General features: G+C 68.3%; 18 protein-coding genes and 1 pseudogene. 6 read left to right on the top strand and 13 right to left on the bottom strand.

What is annotated here, in order from left to right:
* Positions 1–425 (bottom strand): annotated as a pseudogene (locus AC3IFE_RS20240) (MBL fold metallo-hydrolase); the annotation flags it as partial.
* An 83-nt stretch (positions 426–508) separates the two neighbouring features.
* Here AC3IFE_RS20240 and AC3IFE_RS20235 point away from each other — a divergent pair.
* A complete protein-coding gene (locus tag AC3IFE_RS20235) occupies positions 509–1,162 on the top strand; it encodes a TetR/AcrR family transcriptional regulator (protein ID WP_489191718.1) in 654 nt (217 codons plus the stop codon).
* A gap of 172 nt (positions 1,163–1,334) precedes the next feature.
* On the top strand, positions 1,335–1,826 hold the full coding sequence (locus AC3IFE_RS20230; protein WP_089471649.1) for a flavodoxin family protein: 492 nt from the start codon (positions 1,335–1,337) through the stop codon (positions 1,824–1,826).
* 107 nt (positions 1,827–1,933) lie between these two features.
* Here the strand turns inward: AC3IFE_RS20230 and AC3IFE_RS20225 are convergent, their stop codons facing one another.
* Positions 1,934–2,518 carry a DUF2889 domain-containing protein gene (locus tag AC3IFE_RS20225; RefSeq protein WP_089471648.1) on the bottom strand — a complete coding sequence of 195 codons (585 nt, stop codon included), beginning with the start codon at positions 2,516–2,518 and terminating at the stop codon, positions 1,934–1,936.
* A 622-nt stretch (positions 2,519–3,140) separates the two neighbouring features.
* On the opposite strand from AC3IFE_RS20225, the gene AC3IFE_RS20220 reads away from it, so the two are divergent.
* Both AC3IFE_RS20220 and AC3IFE_RS20215 read left to right on the top strand, forming a co-directional pair.
* On the top strand, positions 3,141–3,815 hold the full coding sequence (locus AC3IFE_RS20220; RefSeq protein WP_489191717.1) for a ProQ/FinO family protein: 675 nt from the start codon (positions 3,141–3,143) through the stop codon (positions 3,813–3,815).
* 479 nt (positions 3,816–4,294) lie between these two features.
* Positions 4,295–5,356, top strand: coding sequence for a DMT family transporter (locus AC3IFE_RS20215; protein WP_489191716.1), 1,062 nt, complete (start codon positions 4,295–4,297; stop codon positions 5,354–5,356).
* 361 nt (positions 5,357–5,717) lie between these two features.
* Here the strand turns inward: AC3IFE_RS20215 and AC3IFE_RS20210 are convergent, their stop codons facing one another.
* From AC3IFE_RS20210 to AC3IFE_RS20170, 9 genes are all read right to left on the bottom strand, one after another.
* Positions 5,718–6,308, bottom strand: a complete 591-nt coding sequence (locus AC3IFE_RS20210) for a nitrogen fixation protein NifQ (RefSeq protein ID WP_489191715.1) — start codon at positions 6,306–6,308, stop codon at positions 5,718–5,720.
* Positions 6,309–6,383: 75 nt separating this feature from the next.
* Positions 6,384–6,809, bottom strand: a complete 426-nt coding sequence (locus AC3IFE_RS20205) for a TOBE domain-containing protein (protein ID WP_489191714.1) — start codon at positions 6,807–6,809, stop codon at positions 6,384–6,386.
* Positions 6,810–6,983: 174 nt separating this feature from the next.
* Positions 6,984–8,480: an efflux transporter outer membrane subunit gene (locus AC3IFE_RS20200; protein ID WP_489191713.1), complete on the bottom strand. Its 1,497-nt coding sequence runs from the start codon at positions 8,478–8,480 to the stop codon at positions 6,984–6,986.
* Positions 8,477–9,454, bottom strand: coding sequence for an efflux RND transporter periplasmic adaptor subunit (locus AC3IFE_RS20195; RefSeq protein WP_489191712.1), 978 nt, complete (start codon positions 9,452–9,454; stop codon positions 8,477–8,479). The genes AC3IFE_RS20200 and AC3IFE_RS20195 overlap by 4 nt, the downstream gene beginning before the upstream one ends.
* A gap of 1 nt (position 9,455) precedes the next feature.
* Positions 9,456–9,668 carry a DUF1656 domain-containing protein gene (locus AC3IFE_RS20190; protein WP_089471641.1) on the bottom strand — a complete coding sequence of 71 codons (213 nt, stop codon included), beginning with the start codon at positions 9,666–9,668 and terminating at the stop codon, positions 9,456–9,458.
* Positions 9,669–9,702: 34 nt separating this feature from the next.
* Positions 9,703–11,826 carry an FUSC family protein gene (locus AC3IFE_RS20185; protein ID WP_089471640.1) on the bottom strand — a complete coding sequence of 708 codons (2,124 nt, stop codon included), beginning with the start codon at positions 11,824–11,826 and terminating at the stop codon, positions 9,703–9,705.
* The gene (locus AC3IFE_RS20180) at positions 11,823–12,302 is read right to left on the bottom strand and encodes a MarR family winged helix-turn-helix transcriptional regulator (RefSeq protein WP_489191711.1); all 480 of its coding nucleotides are present in this window, start codon (positions 12,300–12,302) and stop codon (positions 11,823–11,825) included. Before AC3IFE_RS20180 ends, AC3IFE_RS20185 begins: the two co-directional genes overlap by 4 nt.
* A 620-nt stretch (positions 12,303–12,922) precedes the next feature.
* Positions 12,923–13,459 carry a cupin domain-containing protein gene (locus AC3IFE_RS20175; protein ID WP_489191710.1) on the bottom strand — a complete coding sequence of 179 codons (537 nt, stop codon included), beginning with the start codon at positions 13,457–13,459 and terminating at the stop codon, positions 12,923–12,925.
* Positions 13,456–14,193, bottom strand: a complete 738-nt coding sequence (locus AC3IFE_RS20170; RefSeq protein WP_489191709.1) for an NAD-dependent epimerase/dehydratase family protein — start codon at positions 14,191–14,193, stop codon at positions 13,456–13,458. Before AC3IFE_RS20170 ends, AC3IFE_RS20175 begins: the two co-directional genes overlap by 4 nt.
* Before the next feature lie 131 nt (positions 14,194–14,324).
* Between AC3IFE_RS20170 and pdxR the strand changes: the two genes are divergently transcribed.
* On the top strand, positions 14,325–15,857 hold the full coding sequence (pdxR, locus tag AC3IFE_RS20165) for a MocR-like pyridoxine biosynthesis transcription factor PdxR (RefSeq protein WP_489191725.1): 1,533 nt from the start codon (positions 14,325–14,327) through the stop codon (positions 15,855–15,857).
* Positions 15,858–16,045: 188 nt separating this feature from the next.
* On the top strand, positions 16,046–16,333 hold the full coding sequence (locus AC3IFE_RS20160) for a DUF1330 domain-containing protein (RefSeq protein ID WP_089438098.1): 288 nt from the start codon (positions 16,046–16,048) through the stop codon (positions 16,331–16,333).
* A 19-nt stretch (positions 16,334–16,352) separates the two neighbouring features.
* Here the strand turns inward: AC3IFE_RS20160 and dhaL are convergent, their stop codons facing one another.
* Both dhaL and AC3IFE_RS20150 read right to left on the bottom strand, forming a co-directional pair.
* Positions 16,353–18,062: a dihydroxyacetone kinase subunit DhaL gene (gene dhaL / locus AC3IFE_RS20155; protein WP_489191708.1), complete on the bottom strand. Its 1,710-nt coding sequence runs from the start codon at positions 18,060–18,062 to the stop codon at positions 16,353–16,355.
* 251 nt (positions 18,063–18,313) lie between these two features.
* On the bottom strand, positions 18,314–19,441 hold the full coding sequence (locus AC3IFE_RS20150) for a sigma-54 interaction domain-containing protein (RefSeq protein ID WP_489191707.1): 1,128 nt from the start codon (positions 19,439–19,441) through the stop codon (positions 18,314–18,316).
* Between the last annotated feature and the right edge of the window lie 146 nt (positions 19,442–19,587).

The following is a 19,587-nucleotide window of genomic DNA, read 5'->3' as shown; positions in this document are numbered from 1 at the left end:
ACGCCGCGTAACGGAGGAAGCTCTTCCAGCGCGATCGGCGGCGCATGAAAGCGCTTGGGACCCATACGCCGAAACGGCGACGCGCGCTCGGCAAACACCGGATCGGTCAACCAGAATTCGCCGCGCAACTTCAGCAACAGCGTCGAATGGCCGAGCCGGTACAGGCTGCGATCGGGCGCCGCGTCGAGTTCCGCGCGGGTCAGCGAATCGACGGGCAGGGTGCCGGCGGGCACGGTGTGACGCGGCTTGTTGACCAGCATGTTCCACGCAATGCCCAACGTCTTGCCCAATCCTTCGGCGGGCCGTGGCGCGACATTGGCAAAGCGCTCGCCATTGTGCTGCGGCGAACCGCCGGACAGCGCCCGGCCACGTCGGGCGGCCGCGAGACCCAGAATGCGGTGAATCAAAACGAGAGGCGATGCCATGTCCGGTTCGTCCGAAGAATAAAGTACACTAAGCAGTGTAGTTTATTTTGGGATAAGTAAACTGCCCGGTGTAAAATTTCTCCATGAATAGCAGCACTTCCCCTCAGCGCCTGACTGACCGAAAGCGCGTGGCCATCGTCGATGCGGCAATCGAGGAATTTCTCGCCGCCGGCTACGATGCGACGAGCATGGATCGCATTGCCGCGCGCGCGGGCGTGTCGAAACGAACCGTCTACAACCACTTTCCGGGCAAGGAAACCCTGTTCGCCGCAATCCTGCACAAGCTGTGGGATGCGACCCGGACCGGCGACTCGCCGACCTATCGCGCCGACGTGCCGCTGCGCGAGCAACTGCTCGCGCTGCTCGACCGCAAATTGCGGTTGATGAACGACCAAGCGTTTCTCGCGCTGGCGCGCGTCGCGATCGGCGCGGCCATCCATTCGCCGGAACGAGCGCGCGACATGGTCGAACGTCTCGGCGAGCGCGAGGAGGACGTCACGGTCTGGGTGCGTGCGGCCGCGGCGGCCGGCCGTCTGTCGGCCACCGATCCGGTGTTCGCCGCGCATCAGTTGCATGGCGCCGTGAAGGTATTCGCGTTCTGGCCGCAGATCACGATGGGCCAGCCGCCGCTGACGGCGCAGGAGCAGCAGAAAGTGGCGGAATCGGCCGCCGACATGTTCCTCGCGTACTACGCGCGACCGGACGACGGCGCCGCGTCGCATCGCACGCAGGACTGAACCGCATCCTCGAGCATCCGGAAGCGCGGGCCAATCGAAATCGTTGCGATGCGCGAAGCCCGCCGACTCGGAGAAAACGAACGCACAATCGCACTTAACCGTGCCGACCGACCATCCGGCCCCAACCCGGCGATACCGTCCGCGCCCCGAAGCCGACCGCGAGCAACGACCCATGAAGACGCTGTTGATCGTCTATCACACGATGACCGGAGGCACACAGCAGATGGCCGAAGCGGCTGCCGGTGGGGCTCGCGAGCAGCCGGGCGTCGACGTCAGGCTGCAGCGCGCGGACGCGACGAGCGCCGACGATGTGCTGGCGGCCGACGCGTACCTCTTCGCGACGCCGGAGAATCTTGCGGCGATGTCCGGGCTGATGAAGGATTTCTTCGATCGCTGCTACTACGCGGCGCTCGATCGCGTGAACGGCCGTCCGTATGCGGCGATGATCTGCGCGGGAAGCGACGGACAGAACGCGTTGCGGCAGATCGACCGGATCGCGACCGGATGGCGGCTGAAGAACGTCGCGCCCGGGCTGATCGTCTGCACGCATGCGCAGACGCCAGAGCGTATTCTCGCGACGAAGACGATCGACGGCGACGCGCTCGCGCGCTGCGCCGAACTCGGTGCGGGCCTCGCTGCGGGGCTTGCATTGGGCGTGTTCTGATGACGGATGCGGCGGCGCCGATCTGCCGAATCGACGCAGGCTGGGTCTGCCGCCGGCCGCGCAATACCGATTCCGCCAACGACGCCGAACCGCCGAGCGCCGAGGCTTCAGCGGCCCTTTGCCGTTGCCGAAGGCCGGTGGTATTCGGGCCAAAGACGTTTGACGAGATCGCGCGATGCGCCGTATGCATGGCAACTGTCGATTTTGAGCGGCTTGCCCTCGCTGTCGCGGTAATCGAGCGACGATCGCCGCATGCCGACCATCGTCTGATAGGCGGTCGTCGCGATCGGGCCGAGCAATTCCTTCAGGTGCGTGCACGTATCGCAAGACGGCAGGCGCTTGCGTACCTCGCTGTTCCAGCCCGCACCGATGTTCAATCCGACGAGCGCCTGCAGCGAGTCGCCGCCGCCTGGACATTGCGCGTACGGATGCGAACGGATGAACGTGGATACGGCGCGCACGACCATGTCGACGTCGAAGACCAGCGTCACACCAAGATCGTGGAGCGGCGTCAGCGCCGCGACCGTCCGCGCGCCGCCGGGCGGCGTGAAATCGCTGGTCTTGCGGTCCGCGAGGCAGGCCGTGACTTCGAACAGGCCATCGCTGCGCCGATAGCCGCGCATGTCGATCTGCCGATGGTGGATCTCCTCGCGCGTGATGCCGTCGTGCGGGGTGTCGTCTTGGGAAACCATGCATCCGCTCCATCTCGTGTAACCGGGTCTTTCGCAGGCAACGGGATCGCGCGCGCCGATCGGGCGCGCGGTGAAAAACAGGCGGGACGTGCTGCCAACGAGGTCGATTTGGCCATACTACGCACTTTCCGATATTTTCGTTCGCGACGCGATCGATGCGGACGCAACGAATCGGACCCCGAGGTCGGCGCAAACGTGGGTCAGGGGGAGTGTCGCGCGAGGTCGGGGGTGCGGACACGACGCTGTCCGATGGCTGTCGCGCGGAAGATCGCGTGTCCCGTTGAGCATTCGCATGGCCCGATTTCCGGTCGGGCCGCGAATGGCGTGACATCCGGAAACGTATCCATATAATGCGCAACACGACCGCGCGGACGCATTTCCGGCGCCGCGGCCCGGGCAAATGCGGACCGGCGAGTCAACCGGCCGTCCCGCGTACCGGTATACTTCCACTCCTGCCTTGTCCGGCATCGAGGCCGGGTGCCCGAAACAGAGTGGCGTGCGCGATGCGGCCCCGTCGTGTTCCGCACCGGCGGCAGGCCGGCCGCACGCATGGCGGCGTTGCTTTTGCGCCGCGCGGCATGGCCGCACGAACCACACTTTATATTCCTGGTGGATTGAATTTATGGGTTTTGAACAACTTGCCGAATTGCGGGCGCAGCTCGCAGCGAAGGCCAAGCAGGAGCGCAACGCGAAGCGGCCGGCGGCGCCGACGGACGCCGGTGCGAAGCCGAAGTCCGGCGACCAGCCGTCCCGCGGCGCCAAGCCGGGCGCCGGCGCGAAGGCGCAGCATCGGGCGAAGCCTGCTTCGGCGAAGCCGTCGGCGCCGGTCGATCCGGTCATCGTCGCAATCGGCAAACTGCAGCGGAAGTTTCCGCGCGCGTTCCCGAAGAATCCGGCCCCCAAAGTGCCGCTCAAGGTCGGCATCTGGGACGATCTCGCACGCGAAGCGCAGGCCGTGGGCCTCAATGAAGCGGAACTACGCGAAGCAATGTCGACGTGGTGCCGCGGTAACCGCTACTGGTCCTGCCTCGTCGAAGACGCGGTGCGTGTCGACCTGCAGGGCAACGAAGCCGGGCGCGTGACGCACGACGACGCGGCGCGTGCGCGCCGTCTGAAGGCTCGCCGCCCCGGCGGCAAGGGCGCGGCACAATCGGCCAAGGGTGCGCCGCAGCAGCCGAAGGCCGAGCATCAGGCCGAGGCCGCTGCCGCGCCGCAACCGGCGCAAGCCAAAGCGGAAGCGAAGGAGCAGATCGACGCCACGCAGCAGGTCGAACGGCAAACGGCCGGCAACGAGTAATCCGCACCGCGCGCTGCATACCCGCTGCAAGTCGCGGCGGCGCATGACACGACGGACCGACCTGCGTCGACAGACGCAGGTCGGGACTGCCTCCACCGGCGCTGAATCTGCCGGTACATCCCCTCCCTGTCGAACACGGATAACGCGAACGGACGATTCACGTTCGTCGGTCGGCGTCGGCACGCATGATAGGTCGACCGCGTCGTGTGCGTTCCAATGATTCGTATACCTGAGAAATAAAGCGGCCTCTACCAGATAATTTGCGTTCAGAAATGATGAAACGGGACGCGTCGATCGACGCGCGAGCGATTCCGCCTGTTCCTCGCGACACAATGGCGCGCGATAATCACGACTGGACTGGATCGTCGGCGCGCGGGCAAGCCGATCGCGACGATACACCCCGTCTTTCGAAAAATAAGGCAAGCCCGTCTCGACCCAAGGCCACGCCCAGCGTCATCAACGTCGACTCAACCGGAACCATGAACCCGAGACATTCCGCGATTTTCGTCGCGCTCGCGGCTGCCGCGCTGTTCGGCGCCGCGACACCGCTCGCCAAGGCGCTGATCGGCGCGATGTCGCCGTTCATGGTCGCTGGCCTCTTCTATCTCGGCAGCGGTGTCGGGCTCGGCATCGGGATGCTGCTGCGCCGCTGGCACAGCCGTCGTGCACCGGCCGCGGACGCCGCGCCGTTGCAGCGGGCCGACTTGCCGTGGCTGGCCGGCGCGATTGCCGCGGGCGGTGTGGCCGGCCCAGCTCTGTTGATGCTCGGGCTGTCGAGCACGCCGGCGGCCACGAGCGCGTTGCTGCTCAATCTCGAGGGCGTGCTGACGGCCGTGATCGCGTGGCTCGTGTTTCGCGAGAACGTGGATACGCAGGTATTCCTCGGCATGGTGGCGATCGTCGCAGGCGGCACGCTGTTGTCGTGGACGCCGGGCCGGGCCGGCGTGCCGGTCGGCGCGCTGCTGATCGTCGGCGCATGCCTGTGCTGGGCGATCGACAACAACCTGACCCGCAAGGTGGCCGCAAACGACGCGATGGTAATTGCGTGCGTGAAAGGGCTGATCGCGGGGCCGGTGAATGTCGGCATCGCGCTGGCGACCGGCGCGCCGCTGCCCGCGATACCGGTCACGGCCGCGGCGATGCTGACGGGGCTCGGCGGCTACGGGATCAGCCTCGTGTTGTTCGTCGTCGCGCTGCGTCATCTCGGCAGCGCGCGTACCGGCGCGTATTTTTCGATCGCCCCGCTGTTCGGGGTCGTGCTGTCGTTGCTGATCTGGCCGGCGCTGCCGCCCGCGACGTTCTGGTTCGCGGCCGCGCTGATGACGCTCGGCATCTGGCTGCACGTGCGCGAACGGCATGAACACACGCATGCGCACGAGCGGCTCGAACATACGCATCGGCATCGGCACGACGACCATCACCAGCACGCGCACGACTTCCCGTATGACGGCGATGAACCGCACACGCATCCGCACGTGCATCTGCCGATCACGCACAGTCACGCGCATTTTCCGGATATTCATCACCGGCATCGACACTGACCGTGTCGCGTGCGATGGGCGCTGCGGATCGCAAGGTGACCGTTTATGGGAAACGCAGTCAGCCGCTTCCCCGAATGCCGCGGGCCGTCATCATGCCGTCGACGTGTCGGCATTCGCGTGCCGGAAGCGGCTGCCCGTCGCCGGATCGGGTTCGACGTGTGGAAGGTGCTTCGGCAACCGGTCCGCGATTTGATGACTATTCAGCCGTCGTTGCGTGAGATACAGGCGATTCGCGGCGTTTCGCCGAAGCGGAATGTGGCGAAATCGTGTCACGGCAGGCTCGCGCTTGCCTTGCCGATCAAGACGGCTTTTGCGGCTGACGATGCGACGACACAGGCGGCGTCAAGCGTCGCGACGGGAACTATCGCGCCGGAGGAAAGCAGACACCGAAATCTTCGCAGCCCGGGCATCCGGGTGCGGGCCCGGGCGGCACGCCGCGCGATGCGGCCGCTTCCTGCGCGAGGAATTTCTTCCAGCGCAACTGAGCGACGTTGCGCGCGGCGAGCGCGGGGAAAAAGCGCTCGAGCATCGCGGATACCGCGTCGCGCCCGTCGAGCCCGAGGTCGCGCCACAAATGGTCGGGACGCAGGCACGCATGCGCGATGATCGACGCGAGGCAATCGGCATCGTCGCGGGCGACGGCGGGATTCGCGTCGCCCATCAGCCGCGCGTGCAGCGTCGCGACGAATGTCGAGGGGGCGGCCGGCAATGGCGACGGCGCGACCGTCTGCATGAGTGCAGCGGTATCGACGGGTCGCAGAGGCGGAAACTGCCGGGTCAGCAGGCCGGCGAACTGGCCGGGCGACAAGCCGAGCAGCGACAGTTCGTTGCGGCACGCGCGTGCCGTCACGAGCGCGCCGAACAGCCGTGCATCGGGCGCGTCGGCGTGAGCCGCAGCAGCGTGCAGCGACTGCAACGCCTGTTCACGCGCGCGATCGGCCGGAGCGGTCACCGCGCACCTCCTGACGAGAACCGGGCCGCACGCATGCGCGGCGGCCGATGAATCGCGGTCGCGATCGTCACGCGATCACTCGACGCCGACGATCACGCTCGATGCCTTGAAGATCGCGGATGCGGCGGCGCCGCTCGCGAGCCCGAGACGATCGACGCTGTCGTTGGTGACGATCGCGACGATTTCCGCACCGCCCGCCGCCCGGATCACGACCTCCGAATTGACCGCGCCCTTCGCGACCGACGCGACGGTGCCCGCGACGCAGTTGCGGGCCGACACCTTGCTGCTGTCGACGTCGATCATCACGATGACCGACGACGCCTTGACGAGCGCGAACGCGTTCGTGCCGGCCGCGAGGCCCAGCGACGCCGCGCTGCCGTGGGTGATCACGGCGACAATCTCGAGGCCGTCCTGCGTGCGCAGCGTGATTTCGTCGTTGACGGCACCGAGCTCGATGGCGCTGATCTGGCCGGCAAATTGGTTGCGGGCGCTCGTTCGCATGATGACGCTCCGGGTGGTTGCCGCGGCCGGGCCGGCTGCGGCGGCAGGTGATCGGAAATGCGTCGGCCAGTGTACCGTCAACGCCGGCCCCGCGAATACCCGCGCGCGAATCGGTTCAACCCCTTGCCGCAGGGCGTTTCGTCATGCATGCGAGATATGCCGATGCCGATGTTTCTACGGCGCCGACGTGCCAGCCACGGGTGCGGTGGTCGCAGAACCGGTGTCCGCCGCGGCCGTTGCGCCGTCGCCGTCCCAACCGCCGCCGAGCGCGAGGAAGAGCCGCACCTGGTCGGCCGCGACCTGGCCTTCGGCCGCCGCGACCTGCGCCCGCACGCTCGTCAACGTGCGCGTCGCGTCGAGATCGGCGATGAACGATTCGCGGCCGGCCGCATAGAGACGATGCGTTTCGGCGGCGGAATTGCGGGCCGATTCGTACGCGGTGCGCAGCGCATCCGTGCGCTGCACGTCGGCCGCGTAAGTCGCGAGGCTCGACTGCGTTTCGCGCAGCGCATTCAGCACGACGCCGTCGAAGTGTGCGAGCGCGCCGCCGGTTGCGGCTTCGGCTTCGCGCACGCGCGCACGCTGGCCGTTGACGGGGAACGACCAGCTGATCAGCGGTCCGAACGACCAGCGATTCGTGGTGGACGAGAACAGGTCGGCGGCGACGCCGACCGAACCGGCCGACGCACCGATGCTGACCGACGGGTACAGCGCGGCGGTCGCCACGCCGATCCGAGCGGTCGCGGCGGCGAGCTGACGTTCGGCTTCGCGCACGTCGGGCCGGCGGCGCAGCAGCGCGGCGCCGTCGCCGATCGGAATCGGCTGACGCAGCCTCGGCAGGCGTTCGCATTCGGCAGCGGCTTTCGGCAGATCGGCCGGCGCGCGGGCGAGCAGCGCGGCGAGCTGGTACTGCGCGACCTTGCGGCGGCCTTCGAAGCGCGGGATGTCGGCGGAGAGCGTGCGCACCTGCGTCACGCCGCGCGTCACGTCGGTCTGGTTGCCGCGCCCCGCATCGCGCAGCCGCTGCGACAGCGCGACGCGCTGCTGCTGCAGCGCGAGCGACTGCTTCGCGATCGCCAGTTCGTCGCCGGCCGAGCACGCTTCGACATACGCGCGTACGACGTCGGCCACGACCGTGATGCGCGCGAGGTCGCCGGCCGCCTTGACGGCCTCGCTGTCCGCGCGTGCGGCTTCGACGCCGCGCCGCAGCTTGCCGAACAGGTCGAGCTCGTACGACACGTTGATGCCGACCGCGCCTTCGTTGACCACCGGCAGCTTGTTTTCGAGCAGGTATTGCTCGGCCGATTCCTGTGCGCGCTGCACGCCCGCGTCCGCTTTGCCCGAGAAGCCGCCCTGTTCGTTCGCGACCACCAGCGCCGCGCGCGAGCGCGCGAGGTTCGCCGCGGCGACGCGCAGGTCGGTGTTCGACTTCAGCGCATCGCGCACGAGCCCATTGAGTACCGGGTCGTCATACAGCTGCCACCAGTTGCCGGGCACCGCGTCGCGCGACACCAGCGCGCCGTTCGCGTCGTCGAGCGCATGGTTCGCGAGCGGCGCATTGACGTACGCCTGTTGCGGCAGTTTGTAGTCGGGGCCCACCGACTTGCACGCAGCGAGTGCGAGCGCAAGCGGGGCGAGCGTCGCCGCGACGCGCAGACCGGGCCACTTCATTGCGATGCTCCCGTGGCGCTGGCGGCCGTACCGGACGTCGCCGAAACCGGCGCGGCCGCCGACGTGGTGCTTGCGCCAGCCGGTTTCGCGTCGTCGTTGCGGCGCGTGTCGGCGCCGCGCATCGACACGGTCGCGGTACGGCCCGCGATCATCCGGAAATCGTCGGGCACCTCGTCGAGCACGACGCGCACCGGTACGCGCTGCGCGAGCCGCACCCAGCTGAACGCCGGGTTCACGTTCGGCAGCAGGTTCGCGCCTTGTGTGCGGTCGCGGTCCTCGATCGCGGCGACGATGCTCTGCACGTGGCCGCGCAACGCATGCGGCTCGCCCATCACGATGATGTCGACCGGCTGACCGATATGGATGCCGCGCAGCTTGGTTTCCTCGAAGTAGCCGTCGACGCGGAACGAGTTGCGGTCGACGACTGACAGCACCGCGCGGCCGGCCGGTACATATTCGCCGACCCGCGGGGCGCGGTCGTTCAGGTAGCCGTCCACGGGACTCACGATCGTCGTGCGCTGCAGGTTCAGCTTCGCGGTATCGAGCGACACCTGCGCATCGGCGACGCTGGCTTCGCCCTGCTCGACGCGCGTGCGGCTTTCCTCGACCTGTTCGCTCGCGACCAGGTTGCCGAGCTGCAGGTTGCGCGCGTATTCGCGTTTCGCCTGCGCCAGCGTCGCGCGTCGCTGCGCGAGCGTCGCTTCGGCGAGCCGTTCCGCGAGCGCGTAGCGCGCCTGGTCGATCACGAACAGCACCTGGCCGCGCTTGACCTCCTGGTTGTCGGCGACCTGCACCGACGTGATGAGGCCCGACACGTCCGGCGCGACCTGGATCACGTCGGCGCGCACGTGCCCGTCGCGCGTCCACGGCGAGAACATGTAGTAGTTGATGATGCGCCACAGCACGAGGCCGGCCACGACGACGACGATCAGGGTGAGCAGGACTTGCCCTGCCGAGAGCCAGGTTTTTTTCACGTTAGGTAGCCACGAGTTGGTGGGACACGATCACGACGGCGGCCAGCACGAACACGTAGATGCCGAGGTCGAAGATCGAACGGTGCCAGACGAGGCGGTAGAAGCCGATGCGTTCGAGCACCGCGCGCACGACGATGTTGATCAGGTAGGCGATCAGCATCAGTACGAGCGGGGCCGGCACGAACACGCCGAAGATATCGATTTCGCCGATCATGGTCGCGGTTGGAAGGACAAGGTGGAAAGCCGGTTCATGCGCGCGCTCCGTCCGGCGCCCGCGGCGCTTGCGCGGCCGCGGCCGGATACAGCGACAGACGCATGCCGACGAGCGCATGCAGCGTGTCGCGCAGGCGGCGGTGCGTGGCCGGCGTCTCGGGCGTGGCTGCGCCGTCGGCTGGCGCGGCGGCCGGCAGGTTGCGGCTGGCCACGCGCCGCAGCGCGTCGTCGATCGTCGCGAGCAGTGCGGGCGGCGCGGGCTGGCGCGCGTTCGCGGCCGCGCAGCGCGCGTAGTGATCGGTCACGCCGGCCAGCACGCGATCGATCGCGTCGGGCACGTCGCCCGACAGCCGGCGCCGCGAGCGGCGCAGGTCGAGCGCGTTCAGCGCGATGCGCAGGTCGCGAAAGCTTTCGATCGACGGGTGGCGATGATCGTCGGACGCGCCGAGGCGCGGCAGCAGTTGCGTGACGCGATCGAGCATCCGCGACGCGTGGTTGCGCTGATCGTCGAGCGGCTGCGTCGACGCCGAGCGCGCGACGTCTTCCCAGCCCGAGCGCAGCAGGCGCCGTACCGCGAGTTCCGCGCCGAACGGCCGCGTCGCGCGCGTCCACACGTACGCGAACAGCAGCCCGGCGACGCCCGCGAGATTACTGTTCAGGAACACGAAGAAATCGGCTTCGTATGCACTCTGGATGCTGATGAAGGTGGCCGTGTTCACCGCGACGAGCATCGTCACCATGTTGAACTGCGGGCGCGGCAGCAGCGTGCCGATTAGGATGAACGGGCCCGCGAACATCAGCACGAGCATCGCGAAATCGTGCACGTGCGGCAGCACGACGAACAGATACAGGCCGGCGAACACGACGCTCGCGGCGGTCGACAGGAAGAACTTGAACACCAGCGGCGCGGGCTCGTCGAGCGCGGCGAAGAAGCTGCACGACACGGCCACGAGCGTGACGGCGGCCGCGCCGTCGTGCCAGCCGGACGAGATCCACAGCCAGCACGCGAACACGATCGCGAACACGACGGTCAGCGTCGAGAACAGCATCATCCCGCGATCGAAGAAGCGCTCGGTGCCGCCGAGCCGCCAGTGCCGGTAGCGCGGCTGCCACACGCCCGACTCGTTCGCGATCAGCGCGCGCAGCGAGCGGCAGTCCTGCCAGATGTCGATGACCTGGCGCAGCCGCCACAGCGCGTTCGACAGCAGCGCGCCGTCCCAGCTCGCCAGCGCGCTGTCGGGCGGCTGCAGCAGGGCGATGCGCTCGCGCAGGTCGTCCGCGACCGGATCGTGGGCCATGTCGCCGTCGGAGCCGGTCTTCACGGCCGGCAGCGGCGCGTCGAACCATTTCGCGGCGTCGGCCAGCAGCGCGTCGAGCGCGGGCGGACGCACGTGCAGGTCGCGCATCAGCGCGATCAGCGGATCGGCGAGCGACGACATCAGCGGCAGGAACAGTTGCATCCGGCCCGCGAGCGCCTGCGCGCGCGCGAGGACGCGCGGATGCGCATGGTCGTAGCCCAGCTGGCTCAGCAGGAATTCGAGGCCGGTGATCGTCGCGGCAAGCCGCTGCCGGCACGCGGACAGCGCCTTGCCGGCCAGGTGCCCGGACAGCGTTTCGCGGCCGTAGAACGCGGCGTCCTTGAACCACGCGTCGGTGCGCTCGATCAGCGTCGGCGCGAGCCGGTTCGGGAACACCGTGCTGCCGACCACGCTCGCGCACACGATGCCGAGCACGATCTCCTCGGTACGCGCGATCGCGACGTCGAACACGGTGGACGGATCGGTGACGGTCGGCAGCGCGATCAGCGGCATCGTGTAGCCGGCGAGCATGAAGACGTAGCTGCGCGCGGTGCGGTCGGAGATCGCGAGGTACAGCAGCGTGCCGCACCAGGTCGCGACGATGATGCTGAACAGGAGCGGCGTCTCGACGAACGGCGGCACGAAGAAGATCGCCGCGGCCGCGCCGAGCGCGGTGCCGAGCGCGCGGTACAGCGCCTTCGAGCGCGTCGCGCCGACGAACGGGTTCGACACGATGTAGACGCTCGCCATCGCCCAGTACGGGCGCGGCAACTGGAAATACAGGCCGAGGTACAGCGCCAGCATCGACGCGGCGAACGTCTTGCCCGAAAACAGCCAGTCGCGAAGGCTCGGATAGGTCATGTCGCGGAATCGGCGCTGTGGGACGGGTGCGGCGCAGGAGGCTGCGCGTCGGCTGCGTTGAACGCGTTCAGCACGCGCAGCGTCGCTTCGAGATCGGCGCGCGACACGCCCTTGAGCACCTGGGCGCGCAGCGCGCGAAGGTCTTCTTCCATCTTCGCGGTGACCGCGCGGCCGGCGGCCGTCAACGAGATCGTCTTCGCGCGGCGATCGTGCGGATCCTCGTCGCGGCGCGCGAGGCCGGCCGCGCACAGCTGGTCGAGCAGGCGCACGAGCGACGGCCCTTCGATGCCTACGTGTTCGGCGAGCGTGCCTTGCCGCACGCCTTCGCCGAGGCGCCCGGCGATCAAGAGCGGCGTCGCGCAGGCCTCGGAGACGTTGTATGCGGTCAGCACACCGTCGCTGGTGCGGCGCCACTTGCGCGCGGTGAGCACGAGCAGGCTGCTGACGGCGAGGCGGAGGTCGTGCAGGTCGGTCATGGACGAGATGATAGGGGCAAAAATATTCGATAGCAAACTATCGTTTTTGTCGCCCGGATGACACGTCGCATGTCGCACGGCCGGCCGTGTGAAGCAATCCAGGTGGCGTGTCGGCCGTGATCAAGTTGTAAGGCTGGCGAACCGAATGCCCAGCGTATGACGTGGCGACTATATTGAATAGTCAGACGAGAGCGGGCCGGCAGCACGAAGCGCGGCCGCGTGCGTCAGGGCAAGTTCGAAGCCCGCGCGGCGTATTCCGCGCGGGTCGTGCTTGCGACGCCCCTCGAACGATAAAGGTGTGCGGGCCCGTTTCTGTTTGGGCACGCCTATTGCACAGTCCGATTCGCCCAGGAACGTCCTGCTTTCGCGCACGGTTGCGCCGGGACAATATTTTCCGGGTGTCTTTCCGCTCGACCGTGCGCAAGCCGTGACGGAGACCCATGTGCGTGTCCAGTCTCCATGCCGGTTCGTCGGCTGGATATTCACTAGACGCACGGGTTATCGGAATTTGGGAAACGCTTGAGCGGGGCCAACGGACCCGGTTCGAGCGGGACGAAGAAGCGTAAGGGCGTCGATTGTGTTCGAAGCGGACATTCGCAGTGCGGTCCGGCCGGGAACCCTTAGTCCGGTGGTAGCACCAATGCCCCGCACCCGGTATCTGCAACGAATGTCGCAAGCAATCGTGCCGGGCGCGTCGGATCGGGGTTCTCGGCGAACAGGTGCAGTGCGCGCGGTGGCTCGAACCACGTTTGTCCACTCGCATAGTCGACTGGCGCTCCGCCCTCCAGTTGAGAGCGGATGGTCCCTTCCAGCACGACCGCCACGACCGAACCCGGGTGACGATGCGCGGGCGTAAAGCCGAGTGGCGGAAAGTCGACGACGGCCGTCGTCACCGACTTGCCTGGAGCGTTAGGCAGGGATTCGCACGACAGAACCTTGACGGTGGAAGCGGGCCGGTTTGTGGCGCCGGCATTCGACGATGCGGCGGATAGCAGCCGCTCGCCGCCGCTACCGCAGATGTCCGTCAGCCAGTCGACGGCTGAACGGGGCGTCGCCGGGCCGAGCGTCAGCGCCGCCGCCGCCAGCGCGGCAAGCATCGTGGGCGTGCCGGCCAGGCGACGCCGGCGCGCCGGAAACGGCCATGCACGCGGGTTCATGCGTGCGTCGCCGATCGCATGTCCGGCGACCAACCGAGCTCACGCTTCGCCTTGGCGCTGCTCACCTCGGCGTCGTCCTGCGCGATGTTGAATACGCCTGCCGCGTCTCGTTGAAGCGCAAGCAACGCCGCATACGCAGCGGCTTCGACGTGCAGCGGGCTTGAGCCAGTCGGGGCATCGGCACCCGTGCCCGGCCCGTAAATCCGTCCGTACCTGAGTGCCGTACCCATCAGCGGCGCCGTCGTCAGCACGTGCCGCTCCAGCGCGGCGACACCCCGTACGCTTGTCCCGCGCGTGCCTTGCGCATCGAGGTCGAGCGGGCAGTTTTCGTCGTAGGGCGTCACGCCTGGCCGATACGCCCACGCAATGCTTTGCGCGATCATCCGTTTGCTGCCGGCTGAAATGGCCGCTGCGACCAGGTTGCGTGTTCCCTCGTCGCGTATGCGGGCGTTCGCCGCCACCGCCCGAGCCATGAGGGCGGGGTCGAGTCCGGAGGGCAGGTCGGTCAATTGATGAATCACGCTGTGCGGGGCAATGCGAACCAGCGCGTCGCGGAGCGCGGCCGCATCGAATACATCGACGACGACCGGCGTGACCCTTGCGTCTTCAAGCTTTCTCACGCGATCGGCGCGCCGGGTGCTACCGAACACCGTGTAGCCCGCGGCGATCAGCAACGGCACGAGCGCGGTGCCGATGGCGCCGCTCGCGCCGGCTACAAAAACCCTGTGTGTCATTTCTTTCTCCTCTCTGCGATGGCGAGCGCTTGCAACGGTATGGCGCGCTTGCGTCGAGGAGCAGGGTAAGGCTGTTAATGGTCGCGAAAAAGGTCCATTATTGCGATATTGACTGAGCCAATTTGAAAAAGGTGACGATGCGTCGAGCCGAGCAGATCGAACTTGCACTGGCGCCGCGACCGCCCGGTACGTCGCTGCAACGCTGGCTCTATGACGAACTGCGCTCGGCGATCTTGACGGGCCGGTTGTCGCCCGGCGCGCGCCTGCCTTCGTCGCGTGATCTCGCGGCACGATTTGCGTTGTCGCGCGGAACAGTCCTGAGCGTGTTCTCGCAACTCGATGCCGAAGGCTATTTGACGGCCGCCACCGGCCGAGGGAGCTTCGTCGCGCCCGAACTGCCGGACCGACGTATCGACAGCAACGATCGGGTATCGGCCAAAAAGCACGATGGACGATCACGCGCGCAGGCGCGGGACGGCGATCACGATGGCGCTGCGCGAGCGCGTGGCATCGCGCTCTCGAGCCGGGGCCGTCTGCTTGCGCAAACCCCTTTTCAGGTGAACGGCCGTGCGAGTCCGGCGCGGGCCTTTCGTGCCAGTCAACCTGACCTCGATGCGTTTCCGTTTGAACTGTGGGGCCGGCTGGCGGCGAAGCGTGTGCGTCGCACACGTCGAGATCTGCTCGGCGACGGCGAGGCGCAAGGTTATCGTCCACTGCGCGAGGCTATCGCCGGGTATGTCGGAATGTCGCGTGGCATTACCTGCACGGCGGATAACGTCGTGGTGCTCGGCAGTGTCCAGCAGGCTATCGATCTCGGCGCGCGTCTATTCCTCGATCCGGGAGACGCGGCATGGATCGAAGATCCGGGCTACCCTGGCGCGCGCTTCGTGCTCGAAGCCGCGGGCGCCCGGGTCGTCGGTGTGCCTGTCGATGCTGGCGGCGTCGACGTGGACTGGGCGCGGCGGCACGTCCCCGACGCGCGTCTCGCGTATGTCACGGCCGGGCGGCAAGCGCCGCTGGGGCCTCCGCTCGCGCTGGAAAGGCGGTTGTCGCTGCTCGAATGGGCACGGGATCGAGGCGCCGTGATCATCGAGGACGACTATGACAGCGAATTCCGCTTCGAGGGCCATCCGCTGGCCGCAATGAAGAGCCTCGACCACGACGGACACGTGATTTACTGCGGCACGTTCAGCAAATTGATGTTTCCGGCGTTGCGTACCGCGTACGCGATCTTGCCCGACCGGTTGGTCGATCCCTTCGTGGCCGCGTTGTCGTTGACGGCTCGGCATGTGCCACTGGATCAGCAGTCGGTGCTGCATGAATTCATCGCGGAGGGTCATTTTGGCAGGCACATCCGGCGCATGCGCATGCTGTACGGAGAGCGCGCCGAAGCGCTGAAGATGGCCGCCGCCCGGCATCTTTCCGGGCTGCTGGAGGTTCCGCGAATCGTCGCGGGGCTCGATGCGGCGGCCTTCTTGCCATCCAACGTCGACGACGCCGACGTCGCGCGCCGTCTGGCGCGCGAGGGCATCGAGACACGACCGCTGTCGCTCTATACGATCGATCGTCCGGGGCCCTCGGGGCTGGTGTTGGGTTTTGCAGCCGTCGGCAGTGACGCGATCCAATCGGGAGTGATCACACTTGCGCGTGTGCTGGCGCGTTGACGGGGCTGAATCGTAGCCGTCGTCAACGCGGGCACGTGTGCGACGTGTTGACGGCCCGCGCAGGCCGCAGCCGACTCGCCGCAGCGCCGACCGGCGAACGGCGGTAAGCTGCGCGCTGCCACGCCGGAATCCCCGGACCTTGCCGCGCGTGGCGTCCCTTTTTTCACCCATCCTCAGGAGCGCATATCGTGGCGACCTACATCGTTTTTACACGGGAAAGCACGCAGGACCAGCATGAACTCGACCTCTACTCGAGCCAGGTCGGTGCGACCCTCGCCGGCCATCCGGTGAAGGTGCTCGCCGCCTATGGGCCGCAGGAAATCCTCGAGGGTGAAGGCCCGGAAGGCGTCGTGATCGTCGAGTTCCCGTCGAAGGAGGCCGCGCACGCGTGGTACCACGGCCCCGAATACCAGGCGGTCGTCCAGCACCGCTTCAAGGGCGCACGCTATCGCGCGGTGCTGGTCGAGGGCGTCTGAACGCGGCGGCGCGCGCCCGTTACCGCACGTGCGGGAGCAGCGCGCGCAGCCAGTACGACACGGCCACCGCACCGCCATCCGGCGTGCCGATCGCGCGCTCGCCGAGATAGCTGGCCCGTCCCGCGCGCGGCGTCATGCGCGCCGTTTCTTCCGCGCCTTGCTCGGCCGCGTCGACGGCCGCCGCCCAGGCGCTCGCGGGCTCGCGATCGTCGTCGAGCGCGCGGCCGAATGCGTCGGCGGCCGGCACGAGCGCATCGAGCATCGTCCGGTCGCCCGCCTGGGCGCCGCCGAGTTCGCTGATGGCATCCACTGCCGCGCGGAACGCCGCGGCCCAGTCGCGCGGCGACGGCTCGGCGCGATCGGCGACATCGGCCAGCCGGCGCGACGCGCGCAGCAGCGCGGTCGCATAGAACGGCCCGGAACTGCCGGCGATCGCGCGGCGCAACGCGGCGCCGAGCGCCGCGAGCGCACCGGACGGCGTGCCGTACGCGGTGTCGGGCAATTCGAGGATCGCCTGCGCGGCGCGCCGCATGCTCGCGCCGAGATCGCCGTCGCCGGCTGCCGCATCGAGATCCGTCAGCGTCTGCTCGTGATCGATCAGCGTCTGCGCGACCGCGTGCAGCGCCGGTTGCAGGCGCGCGGCCCACGCGCGCCCGGCCGCATCGAGCGGTGGCATCGGCGCATCCTGCGACGCGTTCGCCGCCACGCGAATCCGCGTGTTCACGATGCCGCCGCCCGGCCATGCGCGCGCCTGCGTCGGCGCGTCGAGCAGCGCCGCGCGCTCGTCGTTCAGCCGCAGCACCGAAATCGAGCAGCCCGGCATGTTCAGCGCGGACAGGAACGTGCCGGCCCACGCGCGCGCGACGACGATGCCGCGCCGGCTCAGGTTGTCGAACGCGGCGCGCAGCACGATCGCGAGCTCCATGTCCGGCGTCGCGCCGAGGCCGTTGACGAACAGCGCGACGCGTTCGTCGCGGTCGAGCACGAGATCGGCGACGATGCTCGACAGCAGTGTGTCGGCCAGCGCGTCGGCCGGCAGCGGCGCGCGGCGCTCGACGCCTTTCTCGCCGTGGATCCCGAGGCCGAGCTCGATTTCGTGATCGGCGAGGCTGAAGCCCGACTTGTCGGTGCCGGGGATCGTGCAGCCGTCGAGCGCGACGCCCATCGTGCCGAGTTCGGCCGCCGCGTCGCGCGCGATGCTCGCGACGCGGGCAAGCGGCAGCCCGTGCGCGGCAGCCGCGCCCGCGAGCTTGTGGATCAGCACGGTGCCCGCGATCCCGCGTCGCTGGCCGCGCTCGACGCGGCCGCGCAACGACACGTCGTCGGCGACGATGACGGTTTCGACCGGAATGCCTTCCGCGCGCGCAAGCTCGGCGGCGAGCCCGAAATTGAGCCGGTCGCCCGTGTAGTTCTTCACGATCAGCAGCGCGCCGTTCGGGCCGGCGCTTGCGCGGATCGCGGCGAGCACGGCATCGGTCGACGGCGACGTGAACACTTCGCCGCACACGGCCGCGCTCAGCATCCCTTCGCCGACATAGCCGCCGTGCGCGGGCTCGTGGCCGCTGCCGCCGCCTGACAGGATCGCGACCGGCCGCTGCGACGGCTCGGGCAGCGGCTGGCGGACGAGCACGTGCTCGTCGCCGAGGATCGCGAGATGCGGCGATTGCCGCGCGATGCCTTCCAGCATTTCTCGCACGACGTCGGACGGGCGGTTCACAAGCTTTTTCATGGCGACGGGTTCCGGACGGGTGAACGGGGCTTGGCCGGACGCGCACGGGCGCCGGACGGCTTTCGTGTTGCGGAGGATCGTGCGTGGCCTGTTGTCGGTCGCGGCCGGTCGCATCACGGCGACCGGATGCGGGGCGGGCAACGAAGCGTACGCTTCGCGCCACGATACATCAGGTTCGGACGTCGCGACACGGATCGCGGCGCGATGGCGCGATGGCGCCGGGGCGGAACGGCGGCGTGCGCCGGAGGCGGCTATTTCAGCGCGGTGATGGCCTTCGCGCGAATCAGCCGCGCGCGCAGCACGTTGCGGCTGATGCCGAGCAACTGCGCGGCCCGGATCTGGTTGCGATGGCTGAATTCGAACGCGACGCGCATCACGGTGTCCTCGATGTGTTCGAAGAGATTGCCGTGCCCGCCGTCGAACAGGTCGCGCAGCGCGTGTTCGAGCGCCGCCTGTGCATCGGCGGACGAATCGGCCACGGGTGCGGAAACGGCCGGCAGACACGGCGGCGCCATGGGCAGGTCGGTGTCCTGCAGCGCGTCGTGGCGGCTCACGAGCAGCGCGTGATGGATCACGTTTTCCAGTTCGCGGATATTGCCGGGCCAGCCGTGCGCCTCGAGCCGGCGCTCGGCGCGCGGATCGATGCGGCTCGGCCCGCCGCCGAGCCGGTCTCGGTACATGTCGAAGAAGTGATGCGCGAGCGGCAGGATGTCGCCCGGGCGGTCGCGCAGCGGCGGGACCGCGAGCTGCACGACGTTGAGCCGGTAGAACAGGTCGCCGCGAAATTGCCCGGCCGCGACGGCCTGCTGCAAGTCGACGTTGGTCGCCGCGACCACGCGCACGTCGACCGGAATGCCCGTGCGCGAACCGAGCCGCACGACCTCGCGCTCCTGCAGCACGCGCAGCAGCTTGACTTGCATCGCGAGCGGCAGGTCGCCGATTTCGTCGAGAAACAGCGTGCCGCCGTGCGCGGCTTCGAACCAGCCGGGCTTCGCGCTGAATGCGCCGGTAAACGCGCCTTTCTCGTGGCCGAACAGCTCGCTGTCGACGAGCGTTTCGGAGAGCGCGCCGCAGTTCACCGCGACGAACGGTCCGTCGCGGCGGGCGCCGAGCTCGTGAACGTGGCGTGCGATCAGCTCCTTGCCGGTGCCCGTCTCGCCGACGATCAGCACGTTCGCGTCGCTTGGCGCGACGCGGCGAACCTGTTCGAGCAGCGCGAGCGAACGCGGATCGGCGAACACCTGCGCATGCGCGCGGGACGGCGCGTGACGTTCGGGCTGCGTGAGCACGGGCGCCGCGGCCTGAAGCCCGGCCGGGTCGCGGGAAGCGGTGACGACACGAAGATTGAGCGGGCGCGGCGATGCGGAAAGGGAAGTCATGGCGATGAACCGTTGGATGGCCGGGCAATGCGGGCCGGCGGCTGCGTGATCAGCAAAGTGTTGAACGTTTCGCCGCGCGCGAAAAGCATCGATTTCTGATAACCAAAGCGCGATTGCTGCGGAACCCGCAATGGCGCGGAAGAGGG

It is taken from the genome of Burkholderia sp. APQ4-4ca (assembly GCF_057837105.1).
The sequence above is the reverse complement of the archived record's forward strand: the minus strand, read 5'-3'. Positions and strand labels throughout refer to the sequence as shown.

Coding starts and splice junctions, on each gene's coding strand:
- AC3IFE_RS20235 (WP_489191718.1), top strand. CDS start 509: ATGAATAGCAGCACTTCCCCTCAGCGCCTGACTGACCGAAAGCGCGTG.
- AC3IFE_RS20230 (WP_089471649.1), top strand. CDS start 1,335: ATGAAGACGCTGTTGATCGTCTATCACACGATGACCGGAGGCACACAG.
- AC3IFE_RS20225 (WP_089471648.1), bottom strand. CDS start 2,518: ATGGTTTCCCAAGACGACACCCCGCACGACGGCATCACGCGCGAGGAG.
- AC3IFE_RS20220 (WP_489191717.1), top strand. CDS start 3,141: ATGGGTTTTGAACAACTTGCCGAATTGCGGGCGCAGCTCGCAGCGAAG.
- AC3IFE_RS20215 (WP_489191716.1), top strand. CDS start 4,295: ATGAACCCGAGACATTCCGCGATTTTCGTCGCGCTCGCGGCTGCCGCG.
- AC3IFE_RS20205 (WP_489191714.1), bottom strand. CDS start 6,809: ATGCGAACGAGCGCCCGCAACCAATTTGCCGGCCAGATCAGCGCCATC.
- AC3IFE_RS20200 (WP_489191713.1), bottom strand. CDS start 8,480: ATGAAGTGGCCCGGTCTGCGCGTCGCGGCGACGCTCGCCCCGCTTGCG.
- AC3IFE_RS20190 (WP_089471641.1), bottom strand. CDS start 9,668: ATGATCGGCGAAATCGATATCTTCGGCGTGTTCGTGCCGGCCCCGCTC.
- AC3IFE_RS20185 (WP_089471640.1), bottom strand. CDS start 11,826: ATGACCTATCCGAGCCTTCGCGACTGGCTGTTTTCGGGCAAGACGTTC.
- AC3IFE_RS20180 (WP_489191711.1), bottom strand. CDS start 12,302: ATGACCGACCTGCACGACCTCCGCCTCGCCGTCAGCAGCCTGCTCGTG.
- AC3IFE_RS20175 (WP_489191710.1), bottom strand. CDS start 13,459: ATGAACCCGCGTGCATGGCCGTTTCCGGCGCGCCGGCGTCGCCTGGCC.
- AC3IFE_RS20170 (WP_489191709.1), bottom strand. CDS start 14,193: ATGACACACAGGGTTTTTGTAGCCGGCGCGAGCGGCGCCATCGGCACC.
- dhaL (WP_489191708.1), bottom strand. CDS start 18,062: ATGAAAAAGCTTGTGAACCGCCCGTCCGACGTCGTGCGAGAAATGCTG.
- AC3IFE_RS20150 (WP_489191707.1), bottom strand. CDS start 19,441: ATGACTTCCCTTTCCGCATCGCCGCGCCCGCTCAATCTTCGTGTCGTC.